This window comes from Neopoerus faecalis (assembly GCF_029218125.1).
In the GTDB taxonomy this organism is placed as follows: domain Bacteria; phylum Bacillota; class Clostridia; order Oscillospirales; family Oscillospiraceae; genus Oscillibacter; species Oscillibacter faecalis_A.
The window spans coordinates 13,555-31,539 of record NZ_JARFXX010000015.1 but is presented as its reverse complement, the minus strand read 5'-3'; the positions used below and the strand labels follow the sequence as shown (position 1 = coordinate 31,539).

20 protein-coding genes and 1 other annotated feature are annotated in these 17,985 nt (G+C 57.9%); of the genes, 19 read left to right on the top strand and 1 reads right to left on the bottom strand.

From position 1 onward, the window contains the following. Positions 1–181: 181 nt before the first annotated feature. Positions 182–649: a DUF4830 domain-containing protein gene (locus PY311_RS12120; protein WP_286148960.1), complete on the bottom strand. Its 468-nt coding sequence runs from the start codon at positions 647–649 to the stop codon at positions 182–184. A gap of 76 nt (positions 650–725) precedes the next feature. Here PY311_RS12120 and PY311_RS12115 point away from each other — a divergent pair, with 76 nt between their 5' ends. The 19 genes from PY311_RS12115 to PY311_RS12025 all read left to right on the top strand — a co-directional run bounded on the left by PY311_RS12115 (position 726) and on the right by PY311_RS12025 (position 17,951). Further along, positions 726–1,484 (top strand): pseudouridine synthase, encoded by a 759-nt coding sequence (locus PY311_RS12115; RefSeq protein WP_286148959.1) that lies wholly within the window; start codon positions 726–728, stop codon positions 1,482–1,484. A gap of 144 nt (positions 1,485–1,628) precedes the next feature. Further along, positions 1,629–2,720: a PucR family transcriptional regulator gene (locus PY311_RS12110; RefSeq protein ID WP_286148958.1), complete on the top strand. Its 1,092-nt coding sequence runs from the start codon at positions 1,629–1,631 to the stop codon at positions 2,718–2,720. A gap of 261 nt (positions 2,721–2,981) precedes the next feature. Next, on the top strand, positions 2,982–3,680 hold the full coding sequence (gene ftsE / locus PY311_RS12105) for a cell division ATP-binding protein FtsE (protein WP_286148957.1): 699 nt from the start codon (positions 2,982–2,984) through the stop codon (positions 3,678–3,680). After that, entirely contained in the window at positions 3,667–4,554 is an 888-nt protein-coding gene (gene ftsX, locus PY311_RS12100) for a permease-like cell division protein FtsX (protein ID WP_286148956.1), read from the top strand. The genes ftsE and ftsX overlap by 14 nt, the downstream gene beginning before the upstream one ends. A gap of 10 nt (positions 4,555–4,564) precedes the next feature. Then, positions 4,565–5,812, top strand: a complete 1,248-nt coding sequence (locus PY311_RS12095; protein WP_286148955.1) for a murein hydrolase activator EnvC family protein — start codon at positions 4,565–4,567, stop codon at positions 5,810–5,812. A 17-nt stretch (positions 5,813–5,829) separates the two neighbouring features. After that, on the top strand, positions 5,830–5,988 hold the full coding sequence (locus PY311_RS12090; protein WP_286148954.1) for a hypothetical protein: 159 nt from the start codon (positions 5,830–5,832) through the stop codon (positions 5,986–5,988). Between the two features lie 61 nt (positions 5,989–6,049). Next, the gene (locus tag PY311_RS12085; RefSeq protein WP_286148953.1) at positions 6,050–6,787 is read left to right on the top strand and encodes a hypothetical protein; all 738 of its coding nucleotides are present in this window, start codon (positions 6,050–6,052) and stop codon (positions 6,785–6,787) included. A 101-nt stretch (positions 6,788–6,888) separates the two neighbouring features. Beyond that, a complete protein-coding gene (gene smc / locus PY311_RS12080; protein WP_286148952.1) occupies positions 6,889–10,455 on the top strand; it encodes a chromosome segregation protein SMC in 3,567 nt (1,188 codons plus the stop codon). 13 nt (positions 10,456–10,468) lie between these two features. After that, a complete protein-coding gene (ftsY, locus tag PY311_RS12075) occupies positions 10,469–11,341 on the top strand; it encodes a signal recognition particle-docking protein FtsY (RefSeq protein WP_286148951.1) in 873 nt (290 codons plus the stop codon). Between the two features lie 19 nt (positions 11,342–11,360). Next, positions 11,361–12,074, top strand: coding sequence for a ribonuclease PH (rph, locus tag PY311_RS12070; protein ID WP_286148950.1), 714 nt, complete (start codon positions 11,361–11,363; stop codon positions 12,072–12,074). A 13-nt stretch (positions 12,075–12,087) separates the two neighbouring features. Continuing rightward, the gene (locus PY311_RS12065; RefSeq protein WP_286148949.1) at positions 12,088–12,378 is read left to right on the top strand and encodes a hypothetical protein; all 291 of its coding nucleotides are present in this window, start codon (positions 12,088–12,090) and stop codon (positions 12,376–12,378) included. Next, complete coding sequence (locus PY311_RS12060; RefSeq protein WP_286148948.1) at positions 12,375–12,965, top strand: XTP/dITP diphosphatase; 591 nt, start codon at positions 12,375–12,377, stop codon at positions 12,963–12,965. The genes PY311_RS12065 and PY311_RS12060 overlap by 4 nt, the downstream gene beginning before the upstream one ends. A 42-nt stretch (positions 12,966–13,007) precedes the next feature. Further along, positions 13,008–13,232, top strand: a complete 225-nt coding sequence (locus PY311_RS12055) for a hypothetical protein (RefSeq protein WP_286148947.1) — start codon at positions 13,008–13,010, stop codon at positions 13,230–13,232. A gap of 10 nt (positions 13,233–13,242) precedes the next feature. After that, entirely contained in the window at positions 13,243–13,575 is a 333-nt protein-coding gene (gene yhbY / locus PY311_RS12050; RefSeq protein WP_286148946.1) for a ribosome assembly RNA-binding protein YhbY, read from the top strand. Positions 13,576–13,595: 20 nt separating this feature from the next. Further along, positions 13,596–14,792 carry a nicotinate (nicotinamide) nucleotide adenylyltransferase gene (nadD, locus tag PY311_RS12045; RefSeq protein WP_286148945.1) on the top strand — a complete coding sequence of 399 codons (1,197 nt, stop codon included), beginning with the start codon at positions 13,596–13,598 and terminating at the stop codon, positions 14,790–14,792. Between the two features lie 4 nt (positions 14,793–14,796). After that, positions 14,797–16,365 (top strand): LCP family protein, encoded by a 1,569-nt coding sequence (locus PY311_RS12040; protein WP_286148944.1) that lies wholly within the window; start codon positions 14,797–14,799, stop codon positions 16,363–16,365. A gap of 22 nt (positions 16,366–16,387) precedes the next feature. Beyond that, entirely contained in the window at positions 16,388–16,753 is a 366-nt protein-coding gene (rsfS, locus tag PY311_RS12035) for a ribosome silencing factor (protein WP_434059948.1), read from the top strand. Positions 16,754–16,896: 143 nt separating this feature from the next. Further along, positions 16,897–17,292 (top strand): helix-turn-helix domain-containing protein, encoded by a 396-nt coding sequence (locus tag PY311_RS12030; RefSeq protein WP_434059947.1) that lies wholly within the window; start codon positions 16,897–16,899, stop codon positions 17,290–17,292. A gap of 32 nt (positions 17,293–17,324) precedes the next feature. Then, positions 17,325–17,533 (top strand) — a binding site (T-box leader). A 55-nt stretch (positions 17,534–17,588) separates the two neighbouring features. Next, positions 17,589–17,951 (top strand): hypothetical protein, encoded by a 363-nt coding sequence (locus PY311_RS12025; protein WP_286148943.1) that lies wholly within the window; start codon positions 17,589–17,591, stop codon positions 17,949–17,951. Positions 17,952–17,985: the final 34 nt, after the last annotated feature.

The following is a 17,985-nucleotide window of genomic DNA, read 5'->3' as shown; positions in this document are numbered from 1 at the left end:
CCCCTTAAGGGGTAGCCCGAGAAAGCAATGCAATCGGCAAATCTTTTCGGGCCCCTTAAGGGGCTTTGTCCGCATAAAGCCCTTATAGGGCTTACTCAAGCCTCCGGCTTAGCCGGAGGTTTTGACTGTTGAAAGCGGGCAGTCATGGCTATGCCTATGGAGTACAAGCGGAAGCGGGACGCTATTCTGTCGGAGTGGGGTAGATAAGCGTATCCTGAAAGCCATCGGCGCCGGTGCAGACAACGTCACCGGCAACAGGCAGGTCCTCGCAGATGTAGAGATTGAGCTGCACACCCTCCGGGCGCTGGGGGTAATTTGTAACGGTGTAGGTGTAGCGGGTCACCTGCTTTCCGCAGCATTGCTCTAAGTCAAAGCCCTGTGTGTGCTGCAGGGCATTATAGGCAACGTAATCGCCCTTGAGCTGCGGCGGAAGCAGAAATTGTAGGGTAGTGACTGGTTCTTCTACTACCTCCCAGCCTAACTCCTGAAGATAAGCGACCCGTTCTGCGTTCCCAGTGAGCAATGGCTGCTGGGCAGATGGTTCGCCGCCCCGGCCCAGCAGCAGAATCAGCGCCGCTATCAAAACGCCGGCGGCAATGACCGCCAGCGCGGCCTTTTTGCGGGTCAATCGAATTGCCTGAATCATCATAGACATCCCTCCTGCTTGTTACTATTCCATTTTGGGGTGCTTTATGCTAAAATCGTAATGAAAGAGAGGGATGGCAATGGCATTGCAGCGCTTGGATAAGGTGATTGCCTCCACCGGGCGGTGGTCCCGGCGGGAGGTGAAGGAGCTGGTACGTCAGGGCAGGATCACAGTCAACGGAGCCGTGGCCAAAATCGCGGAGGAAAAGGCGGACCCGGAGGCGGCTGATATCTGCGTTAATGGTGAGCGCCTGATATGGCGGCAGTATACGTGGGTGATGCTGAATAAACCGGCAGGGTATCTTTCCGCAACGGAGGATGGCCGGGGCAAAACAGTGCTGGACCTGCTGCCGCCGGAGCTGCAAAAGCAGGGGCTATTCCCGGTGGGGCGGCTGGACAAGGACACGGAGGGGCTGTTGCTGCTGACCAACGAGGGCGGATTGGCCCATGACCTGCTGTCCCCTAAAAAGCATGTTGATAAGGAATACTATCTGCGGGTGGAGGGCTGCCTGACCGCCGAGGACTGCGCCGCCTGCGCTGAAGGGCTGCGGTTGGACGATGGCCTGCAATGCCAACCGGCAGAGCTGGTGCTGCTCACGGCCGGAGCGGAGAGCGAGGCTCACATCACCATCCGCGAGGGAAAGTTCCATCAGATCAAACGCATGATGGCATATCTTGGAAAGTCGGTGCTTTATTTGGAGCGGGTCCGCATGGGCAATTTGACATTAGACCCGCTTCTTTCAAGGGGTGCATACCGCTTTTTGACCCCGGAGGAGCAGGCCGGATTGGGAAATTTGGCCCGAGAAAATGGAAATAATCGAAACTTGCCCAAAAAGTGAAACGATTTTTTGTTGAAAAAAGAAAAAACATCTTGCAATTCGACAAAAAAATCGCTATAATATCTTCGTTGACAAATTGCACAAACAGGTTGCGTGGGCGGCTCCTGCGTGATACCGAGCTTTTCGTGTTGAGGAGGAACAGCTATGTCCGGGAGAATTTTTCAGAATGTAGTGCTGCAATTAAAGGAGAACACGGACCGAACCGTTGGCGTCATTGACGGTGAGGGCGTTGTGATCGCGTGCAGCGAGCTTTCCATGATCGGTCAGCGCTGGGGAGAGTATGTGGCGGCGGTGAACGGCGCTGCCGGCAGCATGGTCTGCTTTGACGGTAAGACCTTCAAGGCCCTCAGCGGCTGGGGCAATCAGTTTGACTATGCGGCCTTTGCCTTTGGAGACAATGAGATCAGCAAGACCATCTGCTCCATGGCCACGGTGGCGCTGAACGCCGCCAAGAGCTATTACGAGGAAAAGCATGACCGGGGTTCCTTTGTAAAGGACATCATCTCCGATAATATCATGCTGGGCGATATTTATATGCGGGCAAAGGAACTGCGGGTGGCTACCTATGTCAGCCGCGGCGTGTTTGCCATCCGAAGTCTGCAAAAGGGCGAGTCCGTTCCCACGGAGACCATTCAGAATATGTTCCCGGACCGGCAGAATGACTTTGTGCTCAGCGTGGGCGAGGGCGATGTGGTTCTGATTCGCCAGCTGCCGGAGGGTGCCGGCTCCAAGGAGCTGAACAAGACCGCCGCCCAGATCGAGGAGGCGTTGCGGGTCGGCGGCGAGAGCACGGTGGTTGTCGGCATCGGCACCATTGCCACGCATCTGCGGGACCTTGCCAAGAGCTACAAGGAGGCGCAGATCGCCATTGAGGTCGGCAAGGTGTTCGACACGGAAAAGTATATCATCAACTACGAAAATTTGGGTATCGGCCGTCTGATCTACCAGCTGCCCACTACGCTGTGCGAGATGTTTTTGCAGGAGGTATTTAAGAAGAACCCCATTGACGCACTGGATAAGGAAACGCTCTTTACCATCCACAAGTTCTTTGAAAACAACCTGAACGTTTCCGAAACGGCACGGAAGCTCTTTGTCCACCGCAATACGCTGGTGTACCGTCTTGAGAAGATCAAGAAGCTCACGGGACTGGACCTGCGGGAGTTTGACGATGCCATCACTTTTAAGGTGGCGCTGATGGTCAAGAAGTATCTGACCAGCCGGGGCATCGAGTCCTGAACAAAAAAATACGAAATTCCATGGACTGTCAGGTCCATGGAATTTTTTTGTGCCGGTGAAACACGTCGGCAGACATATTTGTCCATAGTAATGATTGGCATGAATGTATGGAAAAATTTTCCGCAGAAAAACTTGGGAAGATTTTCGGACGCCGGTTGCATTGCGGCGAAAGTCCGTATATAATGAAACCATGTGTAGAATTATGTAGACCTGAATACGAGCGTATCCGAGTCCCGTGTCAGATAAAAGGAGAATTGCCCTATGATTCGGCTGAAGGACGTAGAAATGGAGTACCCAAACGGTACCCGGGCCATCCGGGGTATCAGCACCACCATTGAGGATGGTGAATTTGTGTTTCTGGTAGGACCCTCCGGCTCGGGGAAGTCCACCATCATCAAAATGCTCACCGGGGAGGAAATTCCCACGGCGGGGCGCATTATGATTAACGGCTTTTCCGTCAACAATATTGCCGAGCGGCAGATTCCCATGATGCGCCGCACACTGGGAATTATTTTTCAGGATTTCCGGCTCATTGAAAAGAAAACCGTGTATGAAAATCTGGAATTTGTCATGCGGGCTGTGGGGATGCCTATGAAGGAGATCAAGAACCGTATTGCATACGTGCTGCTGCTGGTGGGGCTGGAGCAGAAGGCGGAGAGCTATCCCAACGAGCTTTCCGGCGGTGAGCAGCAGCGGGTGGCTATTGCCCGGGCGCTGGTGAACAATCCCAGCACCATTATCGCTGACGAGCCTACCGGAAACCTTGACCCGGAGCGCTCTATGGAGATCATGACGCTGCTGGTGAAGATCAACCAGCTTGGTACAACGGTGCTGGTGGTGACCCATGAAAAGGATTTGGTGAATAAATTCGGCAAGCGGGTCATTACCATCGACAAGGGATGTATCATCAATGACAGCGTCGGCGGCTATGTGGGAGGGCATATCCATGAGAAGGCATGATTTCGGATATTTCTTCCACGAGGGCATTTCCAATATGTTCAGCCACGGCTTCATGTCTTTTGCGGCCATCGGCATTACGGTGGCGTGCCTTTTGATCATGGGGACGTTTACGCTGGTGGCGGTGAACGCGGACGCGCAGCTCAAGGACCTGGAGCGGGACAATGAGATTCTGGCCTACGTGGACGAGAATTACACACAGGCGCAGGCAAAAGCGCTGCAAAGCCGGCTGGAGGCCGTGGACAATGTGGCCTCCGCCACGTTCATCACAAAGGAACAGGCCATGGAGGACTTCATCGCAAAATATCCTGATGAGGATTATTTTCAGGACTTGGACCCCAGTATTCTGCGGGACAGGTATGCCATTAAGGTCAAGGATTTGACAAGGCAGAGCCAGACCGTAACGCAGATCAAGGCTGTGACGGGCATTGCCAAGGTCAATGCCTATGAGGAGCTGGCCGGCGGCTTTATCACCATACGCAATATCGCCACGGTTATCTGTGTGGCACTGATCGCGGTGCTGTTTGTGGTATCCGTGTTCATCATTTCCAACACCATCAAGCTCACCACCTTTGACCGCAAGGACGAGATCGCCATTATGAAAATGGTGGGTGCTACCAACGGCTTTATCCGCTGGCCCTTTGTGTATGAGGGCTTTATGCTGGGTCTCACCGGTGCTGTGCTGGCGTTTTTGCTGCAATGGGGACTTTACGAGGCCATTGCCAAGGGCGTTGGCGAGAGTGATACGCTGCAGCTTATTTCCGTGGTGCCCTTTGCACAGCTCTGGCAGCCGGTGGCGGGAGTCTTTCTGGCAGCGGGCATCCTCATCGGCGTAGGGGGAAGCCTTTCCGCCATCCGCCGCTTTTTGCAGGTGTAAGGAGGCGGCAATGAAAAAGGGCAAACGCTTTTTGCGGTCATTGACCGCTCTTGTCTGTATGCTGGTGCTGCTGACGGTGGACACTGCACCCGCCATGGCGGCCAAGGTGACGCAGGCAGATATCGACGCGCTGAAAGGCAGCGCCTTGGACCTTGACAAAAAGCAGAAGGAGATTCAAAGCAAGCTCAATGACCTGAAGGATGACAAGGCGGCGGCGCTGCAAAAGAAAAATCTACTGGATCAGCAAATCGCAAATACAACCTCACAGATCAGCAACACGGAATCCCAGATTACAGATTATAACGCACTGATCTTGCAGGCGGAGGATGAGTTGGCCGACGCGGAGCAGCGGGAGGCCGACCAGTATGACCTGTTCTGCAAGCGCGTCCGGGAGATGGAGGAGCAGGGAACAGTGAGTTACTGGTCTGTGCTGTTTAAGGCCACCAGCTTTTCTGACCTGTTGGGGCGGCTGGATATCGTCAATGAGGTCATGGACTATGACCAGAAGGTTATTGACGATCTGCAGGCGCTTCAGGCAGAAATCGAGGAAAAAAAGACAGGGCTTGAGGCAAGTAAGGCTGATTTGGAGGCGGCGAAGGCGTCTTTAGAGAGCCAGAAGCGGCAGCTTAGCAGTCAGCGGGACGAGGCCAATAAGCTCGTTAGGGAAATTGATGACAACGCCGCAGAGTATCAGGCAACCCTGAAGGATCTGGAGGCTGAGGAGCGCCGAATCGAGCAGCAGGTCAAGCAGCTCCAGAAGCAACTGGAGGAACAGATGGCGGCGGAGGGGAAGAACTATAACACAAACCCCGGCGGCTACATCTGGCCGGTGGACAGCCGGTACATCACTTCCACCGTGGGCGGGCGCAGCTCCCCCGGCGGCGTTGGTTCCACGAACCACAAGGGAACGGATATTGGCCGGGTGGGCTACACCAGTCCGGTTTACGCCGCCAAGGCGGGTACGGTCATTGTGGCACAGCGCTCCAGCTCCTACGGCAACTATGTGGTCATTTCCCACGGCACCGGCAATACTACGCTGTACGCCCACATGAGCAGTATCAAGGTCAGCGTAGGCACCTATGTCCAGCAGGGACAGACCATCGGTATTACCGGCTCTACCGGCCATTCTACCGGCCCGCACCTGCATTTTGAGGTGGTAGAGGGCGGCGTTCGCGTGAACCCCTTGAGCCACGGTGCAGCCCCCAAGAAGGGCTATCTGACGGGGTATACCCTCTCTGGCTCTTCTGTGGGAAGCTAAGAAAGGGAGAATTGCAGATGTACCTGAAAGCGACCGCGGCTACGCTGGCCGCATGGCTGGTGGGCCTTTTGATCGATGTGAATTTTGGCGGCGATTGGCAGATGTTGTACCTGCGGGTGCTGCTGCCGGTGCTGGCCATGGGACTCTGCATTCTCGGTGAATTGAAAAAGAAGTAAGCAGTCAGAAACGTTCTGAAACAGCCTCCTGTTCCATACCATGGGACAGGAGGCTGTTTTTATGATTGGAATGCTTATCTGGGACCGGGCGGGACACGGCTTGCGTCCGGTGCGTATGAAGGAAATAAGCGTGCTCCATGTCCGCTTTCTCTGCGGGGAGGTCACGGCGCTGGAGCGCACGGCGGCGGTGGCGCGGAGCCACCGCCTGCGGACAGCGGGGCGAAGGCTGCTGCGGCAGGGTGTGGAGCGGGTAGTGCTGCCGGAGGGCAGCGCGGCGGACGTACTTCCCAAGGGACTGCGGCCGGTAAGTACATTAGCACTGCGGCGGGCGATAGCGGCGGATTGGGCCGGTGAGTTGCTGCGGCTGCGGCAGCAGCCGCCCGGTGGGGCACGGGTGCTGGTAACGGCCAACGCACTCTCCGGCGAGGTAGTGCGGACGGTGACGGAGCTGGCGCTGCGCCACCGCTATTTGCTGCTGACCGTTCCCTTTGGCGGTGAAGAGCTGTGTCGCCGTCTTCGGCGGGAGTACGGCGTGTCTGTTTTGCTCAATCCAACGGCGGAGCAGATGGCAGAGGCCGCTGTACAGATCGCCTTTGACCCGGTCGAGGCGGCGGGCGGCAGCTTTTTGCCGCTGTATGACGAGCAGCTGCCGCTGCCGGTGTTACTGCTGCCGCCCTCCATTGAGGCGTGTCTCCCGAAGGGAGTGAACCGAGGACAGCTGTTGTCCGTCCTGTGGGAGCACGGTGCTCTGCGGCCCGGGCAGGTGACGGTCCGGTTAGAGGCAAATCGCGCAGAATAGGCCGTTTTACCCGGAAAAGCAACAGATTTCCCTTGAAATAAAAGGGCTTTTCTGCTATAGTATCTTAGTTAAAGTATGAAAAGCTATGGCGAGGTGACAGAATGTACCTGAAGGCCCTCGAATTGCAGGGGTTTAAATCGTTTCCCGATAAAACGGTGCTCACATTCGGCGAGGACATCACCGCCATCGTCGGTCCTAACGGCTCCGGCAAGTCCAATATCTCCGACGCGATTCGCTGGGTCATGGGCGAGCAGTCCAGCAAGGCGCTGCGGGGCGGCAAGATGGAGGATGTGATCTTCGGCGGAACGGAGAAGCGCGCGCCGGTAGGCTTCGCGCAGGTGACGCTGGTACTGGACAACACCGGCCATATTTTCCCGTCCTTAGAGGAGGCGGAGGTGGCGGTCACCCGGCGCTATTACCGCAGCGGGGAGAGCGAATATTACATCAATCGCCAGTCCGCCCGGCTGAAAGACGTGACGGAGCTGTTCATGGACACCGGCATGGGCCGGGAGGGCTACTCCATCGTGGGGCAGGGCCGTGTGGACGAAATCTTGTCCACGAAAAGCACGGACCGCCGGGAGATTTTTGAGGAGGCCGCCGGAATCTCGAAGTACCGCCACCGGAAAGAGGAGGCGGAGCGGAAGCTGGAGCGGACGGAGGAAAACCTCGTCCGCATCAACGATAAGATTGCCGAATTGGAGCTTCAGGTAGAGCCGTTGCGGGCGCAGGCGGAAACAGCGAAGAAATATCTGGTCCTTCGGGATGAGATGCGCGTGCTGGAAATTTCCCTGTGGCTGGAAAATCTGGAGGCGCTGAAGCGGGATGCCCGCAAGCTGGAAACCGACCTGCGGGACGCCGAGGGGCAGCGGGACGAGGCCCGCTCCGCCATGGACGCGTTGTTTGCCGAAACGGAGCAGTTCGGCAGGCGGATGCAGGAAAAGGATATGGAGGCCGAAACGCTGCGAAGCGGCCTTGCGGAACTGGATGCCAAGGCGGCGGAGGAGGACTCCGCCATCGCGGTGCTGGAGAGCACCATCGGCCATCTGGAGGAAAATATGCGGCAGGTCAAGGCGGAGCTGGCGGAAACGGAGCAGCGCACCGGCGGCTATGCGGCACAGGCGGCGGAGCAGGAGGCACAGGCGGCAGAGCTGGAAACGCAGGCCGCAGCGCTGGGCGAACAGCTCACGCAAATGCTGGCTCAGGCACAGGCAGCGGCGGAGAAGGCTGGCGGCGCGTCCACAGAGGCAGAGGCGCTACGGAGCCGGGAAGCCATTGCGGCGGCAGCCGCCGCAGACGCCAAGGCGGAGGCCGCCGCCATCCGGGCGGAGAATCAGCAAATCGAAACAAGACGCCTTGCGGCGGAGGCGGACAAGGCCGCCGCGGAAAAGCAGCTGGCGGAAAAGGAAACCGAGGCCAAGGCCAACCGGCGGGCGTTGGAGGATGCCCGTGACGAGGCGGAGGCCGCCGCGAATATCATCAGCGGTCACACGCTGCGGATGAAGGAGCGGGAGAAAAAAGCCGCCGCTGCCGCAGATGAGCGCGTGAAGCTCACCATGGACACAGGCGCGCTGGACAGCCGTATCCGTCTGCTGACGGAAATGGAAAAGGACTACGAGGGCTTTAACAAGGCCGTAAAGCTGGTCTGTCAGGCCAAGGGCGAGCTGCGGGGCATTCACGGCCCGGTGGCAAGCCTGATAAAAACGGAGAGCCGTTATTCCCTTGCCATCGAGATTGCGCTGGGAGCGGGACTTCAGAACATCGTGGTGGACCGGGAGGAGGACGCCAAGAGCGCCATTGCCTTCCTGAAAAGGCGGGACGGCGGACGCGCAACGTTTTTGCCGTTGACCGCCATCCACGGCGAGGAGCTGCGGGAAAACGGCGTGGAGCGGGAGTTCGGCTTTGTGGGCGTTGCATCCCGGTTGGTGTGCTTTGACCCGAAGTATACGCAGATCTTCAACAATTTGCTGGGACGGACGGTCATTGCGGAGGATTTGGACTGTGGTATCGCCATGGCGCGGAAATACCGCAACGCTTTCCGCATCGTGACGCTGGACGGACAGGTCATCAACCGGGGCGGATCCATGACCGGCGGCTCTGTCAGCCGCAGTGCCGGAGTGCTCAGCCGGACAGCGGAGCTGGAACGGCTGAACAGCCGCATCGGGGAGCTGCATCAACGGCTGGAGGACGCCAAGGTGGCGGAGGCGGCAGCCGGACGGGAGCTGGAGGCGGCGCGCTATGAGCTGACCACCGCCGAGGCGCAGCGCCGTGCCGCCGAGGACGAGGTCCTGCGGCTGGAGGGCGTACAAAACCAATTTCAAATGCTCCTATCCGGACTGCGGGAGAGCGTTGAGAGCCTTACCGGTGAGCTGACAGCCATTGACGAACGCCTGCGGGCGAACGCGGAGCGTGCCGCCGGGGCAGAAAAGACCATAGCGGAGCGAGAAGCAGAGGCCGCAGCCCTGCGGGAGAGCGCGGAGCGCGTGCTGTCCGGCCAGAGCGAGCTGCTGGCGGAGTCCGGGCGTCTGGCGGAGAATGTGACCGCGTGCAAGACGGAGTTGGCTTCCCTGAACGCCAACCGGGAGGGCATTCTCCGCCGCGCCGCTGATTTGCGGCAGTTGGCGGAGGACCTGTCGGGAGACCGGGAACAAAAGGAGGCGGCGCTGAAGCGCTATCGGGAGCAGATCGAAACGGCGCAGGCGGATATCCGGCAGAGAACGGACGCGCAGACTGCTCTGCGTGCACAGGGCGAGGACGCACGGCAGCGCCTGCAGACCATCAGTCAGGAAAAAATCGCGCTGGAGGCGGAACGCACCGCCAAGACCCGGGCCGGTCAGGAGATGAACGAGACGCTGCTGAATTTGGAACGGGCGGCGTCGAGACTGGAAAGTAAGCTGGCTACCTCCGCCATGGAGGAAAAGCAGATATTGGACAAGCTGTGGGAAACCTATGAGCTGAGCCATTCCGACGCTGCGGCCCAGCGAATTGAGCTGGAAAGCGTACAGAAAGCATCCCGCCGGGTGGCGGAGCTGAAGCGGGAGATCAATGGCCTCGGCACCATTAACATCGGCGCCATCGAGGAATTTGAGCGGGTGAACGGACGGTATACCTACCTGACGGATCAGCGCAACGATGTGGAAAAGGCAAAGGGCGAGCTGACCGGAATCATTCGGGAGATCACAACGCAGATGATGGATATTTTCGGCCGGCAGTTCAAGCTGCTCAGCGAGAGCTTTGAGACAACGTTCACGGAGCTTTTCGGCGGCGGACAGGCTAAGCTGGAGCTGGAGGACCCGGAGAACATTCTGGAATGCGGCATTGAAATCAAGGCCCAGCCGCCGGGAAAGACGCTGAAGACCATCTCGCTGCTCTCCGGCGGAGAGAAGGCGTTTGTGGCTATTGCGCTGTATTTTGCTATTTTGAAGGTGCACCCCACGCCGTTTTGCATTATGGACGAGATCGAGGCGGCACTGGACGAGGCCAACGTGGTGCGGACCGCGCGCTATATGCGGACGCTTGCGGATAAGACGCAGTTCATCGTCATCACCCATCGGCGCGGCACCATGGAGGGCGCGGATGTGCTTTATGGCGTGACCATGCAGGAGCAGGGCGTTTCCAAGATTCTGACCATCAATCTCAACGATATGGCGAAGGAACTGAAAATCAAATAAAAAGGAGTTCACGATGGGCTTTTTTGACAAACTGAAAAAAATCACCAGCAGCCTGTTCTCCGGCTTTACGGAGGCGGACGAGGCGTTCTTTGAGGAGCTGGAGGAAACGCTCATTATGGCGGACCTCGGCGTGGATGCCGCCACGGACGCCGTGGAAAAGCTCCGCACTAAGGTGCGCCGGGAGCATCTTGAAGGACAGGAGGCTGTCCGGGAGGGGCTCCGAGAAATTTTGGCCGAGGAAATGGATGTGGGCGATACCGCGCTGAAGCTGGACACAAAGCCCAGCGTGTGCATTTTTATCGGCGTCAACGGCGTTGGCAAAACCACCTCCATTGGCAAGGTGGCGGCCAGCCTGAAAAAGCAGGGAAAGCGTGTGCTGCTGTGCGCGGCGGACACGTTCCGCGCCGCCGCTGCCGATCAGTTGGAAATCTGGGCGGAGCGGGCCGGCTGCGAGATCGTCCGCCAGTACGAGGGGGCGGACCCCGGCGCGGTGCTGTTTGACGCATTGCAGGCGGCTAAGGCCCGGAACGTGGACGTAGTGCTGTGCGATACGGCGGGGCGCCTCCACAACAAGGCAAATCTTATGGCGGAGCTTGGTAAGCTATCCAAGATCATTGACCGGGAGTGCCCCGGCTGCGACCGGGAGACGTTGCTGGTGCTGGACGCTACCACCGGACAGAACGGCTTGCTTCAGGCCCGGAGCTTCAAGGAGACCGCAGGGCTGACCGGCATTGTCCTGACAAAGCTGGATGGAACGGCCAAGGGCGGAATTGTGGTAGCCATCGCCCGGGAGCTGGGTGTGCCTGTGAAGCTGGCCGGTGTGGGCGAGGGCATTGACGATTTGAAGCCCTTTGACGCGCATGATTACGCGGAGGCTATCATCTGAGAAGGGGGAGAAAACAGCGATGACAAGACAGGACGGACGGGCGTATGACGAGCTGCGCCCTATTAAAATCACCACGGATTTTGTGAAATTCCCGGAGGGGAGCTGCCTCATTGAGTGCGGCGACACCAAGGTGCTTTGCTGCGCCAGCATTGAGGACAAGACACCGCCCCATGTTCCCGAGGGCGAGGGCTGGGTCACGGCGGAATACTCCATGCTGCCCCGGGCAAACCGGGAGCGCAGCAAGCGGGACATTGCCAAGCTGAAACTAAGCCCTCGCAGCGCGGAAATCCAGCGGCTTGTGGGCCGCAGTCTTCGGGCTGCCGTGGATAGGAAGGCCTTGGGTGAGCGGACCATCAACATCGACTGCGATGTGCTGCAGGGTGACGGCGGCACCCGCACGGCCTCCGTTACCGGCGGCTTTATCGCGCTGGCTCTGGCCTGCCGGAAACTGGTGGAGGACGGATATCTCGGGTCCAGCCCTATCCGGCATTTTGTGACAGGCGTTTCCGCTGGAATCGTGGACGAGCAGCCCATGCTGGACCTTCAGTACAGCGAGGACAGCCGCGCACAGGTGGATCTGAACTGCGTGATGAACGAGCTGGGCGAGATCATTGAGCTTCAGGGAACTGGCGAGGGCCGGGCCTTTACACTGGCGGAGCAGCAGGAACTGGTGCGCCTGTGCGCCAAGGGCAACCGGGAACTGCTGAAGCTCCAGAAGCAGATACTGGGATAAGGAGCGCGGTACGATGGCACAGATTTTTGAAACGATCATGCTGGTCTGCTTTGGCCTGTCATGGCCGTTCAATATTACAAAGTCTCTGCGGGCAAGGACTGCCAAGGGCAAGAGTGTGATGTTTGAGATCGTGATTATCATCGGCTATCTGTGCGGTCTTGCCGGGAAGTTTATCAGCGGAAATATTACATACGTGGCTGCGTTCTATGTGGCGGACATCCTGATGGTGAGCATCGACCTTGCGCTGACCTTCCGCAACCGCGCTCTGGACCGTATGGCAGCCAAGGAGGAAACAACGGTATGAAATTTGTACTTGCAACACACAATCCTAATAAGGTCCGGGAGATGAGCGCCATTTTAGGGCAGTTCGGCGTAGAGGTTGTCAGCCCCAAGGAGCTTGGAATCACTGTGGAGGTGGAGGAAACCGGCACCACGTTTGCGGAAAACGCTATGTTGAAGGCCAGAGCCATCTGTGAGCTTGCGAAACTCCCGGCCATTGCTGATGACTCCGGCCTCTGCGTGGACGCCCTCAACGGCGGCCCCGGTGTGTACTCCGCCCGGTACGGCGGCGAGGGGCTGGATGACAGGGGACGGTATATGCTGCTGCTGGAGAATATGCGGGGGCAGACCAGCCGGGCGGCTCATTTTACCTGCGCCATTGCCTGCGTGTTTCCTAACGGGGATACCATCACGGCGGAGGGACAGGCCCCCGGCACCATCGCCTTTGCACCGATGGGCGAGGGGGGCTTTGGTTATGACCCGGTGTTTTTCGTGCCTGACAAGGCAAAGACCTTTGCACAGCTGACCCAAGAGGAAAAGGCAGAGATCTCCCACCGGGGCAAGGCCTTGCGGGAATTTACAAAAAAATTGGAAACATATTTGCGGAAATAAACGTCTAATAAGCAGAACCGTTTCAAAGGGAGGAACTGTTCCATGAAAAAAGCAGGTGTATGCCCCAAATGCAAGGGAGCGGACATCGTACGGGTCCCCGGCGGAATCAGGAGTACCATGGACAGCACACAGAATTTTGTGACGGGTGGCTTTCGGAGTGCACCGGTGGACCGCTATATCTGCTGTGGCTGCGGCTTTTCCGAGGAATGGCTGCGGGAGGACGATTTGGAAAAAATTAGAGAATATTGGACGGAAACGGCCCAATGAAAGGATTTTTATGGAACTGACAAGCAAGCAGAGGGCACAGCTTCGCGGACTGGCCAACACCATCGACACCATCATCCATGTGGGGAAGGACGGAATCGGCGAAAACCTCATCAAGCAGGCCGACGATGCACTGGAGGCCCGGGAGCTCATCAAGGGCCGTGTCCTTGAAAACAATATTGAGTATGATGCACGCCTTGCGGCACAGGAGCTGGCGGCGGCTACCCGCAGCGAGGTGGTGCAGGTCATCGGTACGAAATTTGTACTGTACCGGGAGACCCACAGCAAGCCGAAGGAGAAGCGGATTCAACTGGTGAAGCCGGCAAAAAAACGGGCAAACGCCTGAGATAAAAAGAGGGGAGCATCTTGAAAATCGGTATTTACGGCGGGACATTCAATCCGCCGCATCTGGGACACTTGACGGCGGCTGCGGCGGTGTTTTCCATGCTGAAGCTGGACAAGCTGTTGCTGATTCCCGCCAGCATCCCGCCCCATAAGGCACTGCCGGAGGGCAGCTCCACTGCGGAGCAGCGGCTGGAAATGACCCGCTTGGCGGGGGAACAGTTGGGCCTTGGCGGCAAGGTGGAAACGCTGGACATAGAGCTGCGGCGCGGAGGGAAAAGCTATACCTCCGATACACTGGTGGAGCTGAAGGCACTGTATCCTGACGATGAGCTCTGGCTTTTGATGGGGGCGGATATGTTCCTGAGCTTCCAGACCTGGCATGAGCCGGAAAAGGTCGCGTCCCTGGCGGGCATTGCCGCTTTCGGACGGACGGAGGAAGATATGGAGCCGCTGTTTTCTGTGCAGCGGGACCGGCTGTACTATGAGTACCCGGATATCCGAATTTTCACGCTGACGGTCCCCGGCGTTATTGACATATCCTCCACAGAGCTGCGGGAGCGGCTGGCAGAGGGAACGGGAGAAAACCTGCTGCCGCCGGCGGTGTACGGCTATATTCTGCGGAACCATCTCTACGGAACAAATGCCGATTTGAAGCATCTGACGCTCTCACAGCTTCGCCCTGTGGCGCTGAGCTATCTCAAGCATAAGCGCATCCCCCATGTGCTGGGAACGGAGCAGGAGGCGATCCGGCTGGCAGAGCGCTATGGCGCGGATATTGAAAAGGCAAGAGTGGCTGCGCTGCTGCATGACTGCACGAAGAAGCTGGAGATGGAGGAGCAGCTGGCGCTGTGCCGTAAATATGGCATTGAGCTGGACGAGCTGGAGCAGAAGGCCCTGAAGCTCCTCCACGCAAAGACCGGCGCGGCCATTGCAAGGGACATTTACGGCGTGGACGATGAAATTTACAGCGCTATTTGGTGGCACACCACCGGCCATGCGGATATGACGCTGCTGGAGAAAATCATTTATCTTGCGGATTACATTGAGCCATCCCGGGATTTTCCGGGGGTGGAGGTGCTCCGCAAATGTGTGTATGAGGATTTGGACCGGGGCCTGTTGATGGGGCTGGAAATGACGGTCCAAGAGATGACGGAAATGGGAAATCCCGTCCACCATGCGACCATTGAGGCGCGGGACTGGCTGAAAGGAAAGAGATAAACCCATGTCAGAACAAAACGGAAAGCGGATACAGAAAAAAGAAGCGAAGGAGAAGCGTCCCAGCCGCCTGAGCCGGGGGCAGAAGTGGCTGCTGGTGCTGGTGGCGGTTTTGGCCGCAGCACTGGCGGTAACGGTTACGCTGAAAACGCTGTTTGTAAAGCCGGAGCTGCCCAATAAAGGAGAGGACACGCAAGGCGGCGATACGCAGGGCGAGGACGTCATTGACTATGGCGATGGCGTGCAGCCCAGAGTCAGCGGTGAGCGCAAGAGTCAGGATTATTACACGGTGCTGATTCTGGGTCGGGACACCGGCGGCGGCGGAAACACCGACACGATGCTGCTGGCAAGCTACGATGTAACGAACCAGAAGGCCACTGTCATGTCTATCCCCCGGGACACCATGGTGAACGTGAGCTGGGATGTCAAGAAGATCAACTCCGTTTACAATATGAACGGCGGCGGGGAAAAGGGCATCAAGGCGCTTTATAAAGAAATTTCACAATTGGTGGGCTTTGAGCCGGATTATCAGGTCATTGTGGAATGGGAGGCCGTTGGCAAGATCGTGGACGCCATCGGCGGTGTGGATTTTGACGTGCCCTATCCCATGGATTACCATGACCCGGCGCAGAATCTGGTCATTGAGCAGCCGGCGGGCCTGCGGCATTTGGACGGTGACGATGCCATGCAGGTCATCCGCTGGCGTAAGAATGACCATGACAGTCCCTACGGCTATAACAAGGGCGGCGTCGGAGACGCGGGCCGTATGGAATTGCAGCAGAACTTCCTGAAGGCGGTCATCAAGCAGATGATGCAGCCGAAGAACGTGCTGAACATCGGCAAGATCGCCAAGGTGTTTGAAGAATCCGTGGAAACGGACCTGAGCTTCCAGAATATCCTGTGGTTCGGCAAGCAGGCGTTTCCCGGCGGATTGAGCATGGACAATGTGACGTTTTTGACCATGCCCTACAAGGGCGTTGCGGCCTACAGCCGGGTTTACAGCAAGCAGTTGGGCAAGGACTTTTATCTGGATTATGTGGTGCCTATTGCCGGGAAGCTGCTGGACATTGTAAATAATCAGCTCAGTCCCTTTAAGGAGGTCTTTACGCTGTCGGACCTGGATATTATGTCCGTCAACGCGGACGGGAGCCTCAGCTCCACCACCGGGCGGGTGGAGGACAGCGCTGCGGCCAAGGCGCCGACGCTCATCGGCAGCGGCAAGAAGGATGAGTCGGAAAAGGACTATATTACCGATGAAAACGGCAATCTGGTGGACCCGGACACCGGGGAGATCGTGACACCGCCGTCGGAAACGGAGCCGGGAACGGAGACGCCGTCTGAAACACCGTCTGAACCCACGCCGGAGACCCCGGCCACACCGGAAGCGCCGGGGACGGGGACGGAGACCACAGACCCCTCCGGCTCCACCGGGGGAGAGACGGGCACCGGCAGTCCGGAGACACCGGACAAGCCGGAAGATCCCGGCATCATCGTGGTGCCGCCGGAGGAGCCCGCAACGCCCGATGCGAATCAGGGATTGGACCCCGTGACCGGGGAGCCGCTGCCTGCGGCCTGATAAAAGAAAGGAAACAAACGATATGATGACACCGAAGGAACTGGCCGTTCTGGCCGCAAAGGCGCTGGACGAAAAGAAGGGCAAGGAGATCGCCGCTATTGAGATCACGGATATCACCACGCTGGCGGATTATTTTGTGATCGCTACCGGCAGCTCCAACACCCAGATCAATGCGCTGTGCGGCGCTGTGGAAAAGACACTGAAGGAGCAGGCAGGCGAGCTGCCGCTGCGCCGGGAGGGCTATCGGGATGGAACATGGGTGCTGTTGGACTACGGCTGCGTCTGCGTCCATGTGTTCAGCGCCGAGGCCCGTGCCTTTTACGATTTGGAGCGCCTGTGGGCGGACGGAAAGCCGCTGGACCTCTCCGATGTGCTGACAAAGGACTGAGGATAGAGCTGTTTTCCTTGAAAAATCGGGCCTTGCAACGAAAGGTTGCGGGATAGCTGGTGGCCGCAACCGCCTTTGTCCGGTAGTATAACGGCATCAGATCCATGGCGCTGAGATACAAAAAACAAAGGAGGACAGGTCATATGTTAATGGCATCGACATCGATTATTTTACTGCTGGTGGTTACGTTGGTGCGGCTGGCGATTTTGGGGCTTGTGGTCTACGCTGTCATGCAGGGAATCAAGGCGCTGAAGAAGTACAACCGCTCCGAAGAGGTCCGGAAGGAAAAGGCGGAGGTCCGCCGCTCTTTGGGCGAGGTTCTGAAGGAGCACCGGGTCCGCTGCAAAATGACGCAGGAATTTGTGGCGGAGTCCTTGGGCGTCAGCCGTCAGGCGGTGAGCAAGTGGGAGACCGGAACGGCGGACCCCAGCACCTCCAATCTGCTGGCGCTGGCAAAGCTGTTCGGAATATCCGCCGAGGAGCTGCTGCGCTCTGTGGAGCAGGAGGGCCCCGAGGCGGAAAATGGAAAAACCACTTGACAAATGCGAAAAAGCCCTTTAAAATATGACCATTAAACGCTTGGATGGGGAGAAAACCCGTGAAGCCCGCCTCAAGAGAGCCGATGGCCGGTGTGAGTCGGTGGGGGCGCACGGGAGCACTGGCCCCGGAGCGTTCCGCCTGAAGGAAAGTAGGGCGGGCCGGCTGGCATCGTTATCTGCTGCACCGAGCGCCGGGAAACCGGCGGAAACAGGGTGGTACCGCGTTTTCAACGCCCCTGAGCCGTAAGGCTTAGGGGCATTTTCTTTATTCGGCGGAAAGCGTGAGGTGTTGCAGGATGAAAAAGCTGTGGGATTCCCCCGTCCCTTTTCTGGCCTATGGCCTCCCCTATGTGTATCTGGGCCTTTGGGGTCGTGGGGAAACAGGCAAATTCTTAGCGAATTTCCTGTATATCATCGGCTTTTTTACGCTGATGAAATGGGCATACCACAGAAACAGCCTGAAAGCCCTGCTTTGGGGAAACGCCCTGTCCTTCCTTGTGTCCTGTGCTTGCTTGTCCGTGTACGGAACAGAAAAATGGGGCCAGCCCCTTTTTGAACCGGCAACCGCTTTCAAGATGCTGTGCGCGGCAGCGTTGCTCGCACTGGCCGTTCAGCTGGTCTGGTGGCGCGTCAAGTGGCGGACACAAAAGCGGTCCTGAGATCAAATCAATCAAAATGCAGAACATTTCAGAT

Bases quoted from the DNA above. Each gene is read 5' to 3' on its own strand.
- rsfS (WP_434059948.1), top strand. From the start codon at position 16,388: ATGATGACACCGAAGGAACTGGCCGTTCTGGCCGCAAAGGCGCTGGAC.
- PY311_RS12040 (WP_286148944.1), top strand. From the start codon at position 14,797: ATGTCAGAACAAAACGGAAAGCGGATACAGAAAAAAGAAGCGAAGGAG.
- rph (WP_286148950.1), top strand. From the start codon at position 11,361: ATGACAAGACAGGACGGACGGGCGTATGACGAGCTGCGCCCTATTAAA.
- ftsX (WP_286148956.1), top strand. From the start codon at position 3,667: ATGAGAAGGCATGATTTCGGATATTTCTTCCACGAGGGCATTTCCAAT.
- PY311_RS12060 (WP_286148948.1), top strand. From the start codon at position 12,375: ATGAAATTTGTACTTGCAACACACAATCCTAATAAGGTCCGGGAGATG.
- PY311_RS12030 (WP_434059947.1), top strand. From the start codon at position 16,897: ATGTTAATGGCATCGACATCGATTATTTTACTGCTGGTGGTTACGTTG.
- ftsE (WP_286148957.1), top strand. From the start codon at position 2,982: ATGATTCGGCTGAAGGACGTAGAAATGGAGTACCCAAACGGTACCCGG.
- PY311_RS12090 (WP_286148954.1), top strand. From the start codon at position 5,830: ATGTACCTGAAAGCGACCGCGGCTACGCTGGCCGCATGGCTGGTGGGC.
- PY311_RS12110 (WP_286148958.1), top strand. From the start codon at position 1,629: ATGTCCGGGAGAATTTTTCAGAATGTAGTGCTGCAATTAAAGGAGAAC.
- PY311_RS12025 (WP_286148943.1), top strand. From the start codon at position 17,589: ATGAAAAAGCTGTGGGATTCCCCCGTCCCTTTTCTGGCCTATGGCCTC.
- smc (WP_286148952.1), top strand. From the start codon at position 6,889: ATGTACCTGAAGGCCCTCGAATTGCAGGGGTTTAAATCGTTTCCCGAT.
- PY311_RS12095 (WP_286148955.1), top strand. From the start codon at position 4,565: ATGAAAAAGGGCAAACGCTTTTTGCGGTCATTGACCGCTCTTGTCTGT.
- PY311_RS12120 (WP_286148960.1), bottom strand. From the start codon at position 649: ATGATGATTCAGGCAATTCGATTGACCCGCAAAAAGGCCGCGCTGGCG.
- PY311_RS12055 (WP_286148947.1), top strand. From the start codon at position 13,008: ATGAAAAAAGCAGGTGTATGCCCCAAATGCAAGGGAGCGGACATCGTA.
- yhbY (WP_286148946.1), top strand. From the start codon at position 13,243: ATGGAACTGACAAGCAAGCAGAGGGCACAGCTTCGCGGACTGGCCAAC.
- PY311_RS12115 (WP_286148959.1), top strand. From the start codon at position 726: ATGGCATTGCAGCGCTTGGATAAGGTGATTGCCTCCACCGGGCGGTGG.
- PY311_RS12065 (WP_286148949.1), top strand. From the start codon at position 12,088: ATGGCACAGATTTTTGAAACGATCATGCTGGTCTGCTTTGGCCTGTCA.
- PY311_RS12085 (WP_286148953.1), top strand. From the start codon at position 6,050: ATGATTGGAATGCTTATCTGGGACCGGGCGGGACACGGCTTGCGTCCG.
- ftsY (WP_286148951.1), top strand. From the start codon at position 10,469: ATGGGCTTTTTTGACAAACTGAAAAAAATCACCAGCAGCCTGTTCTCC.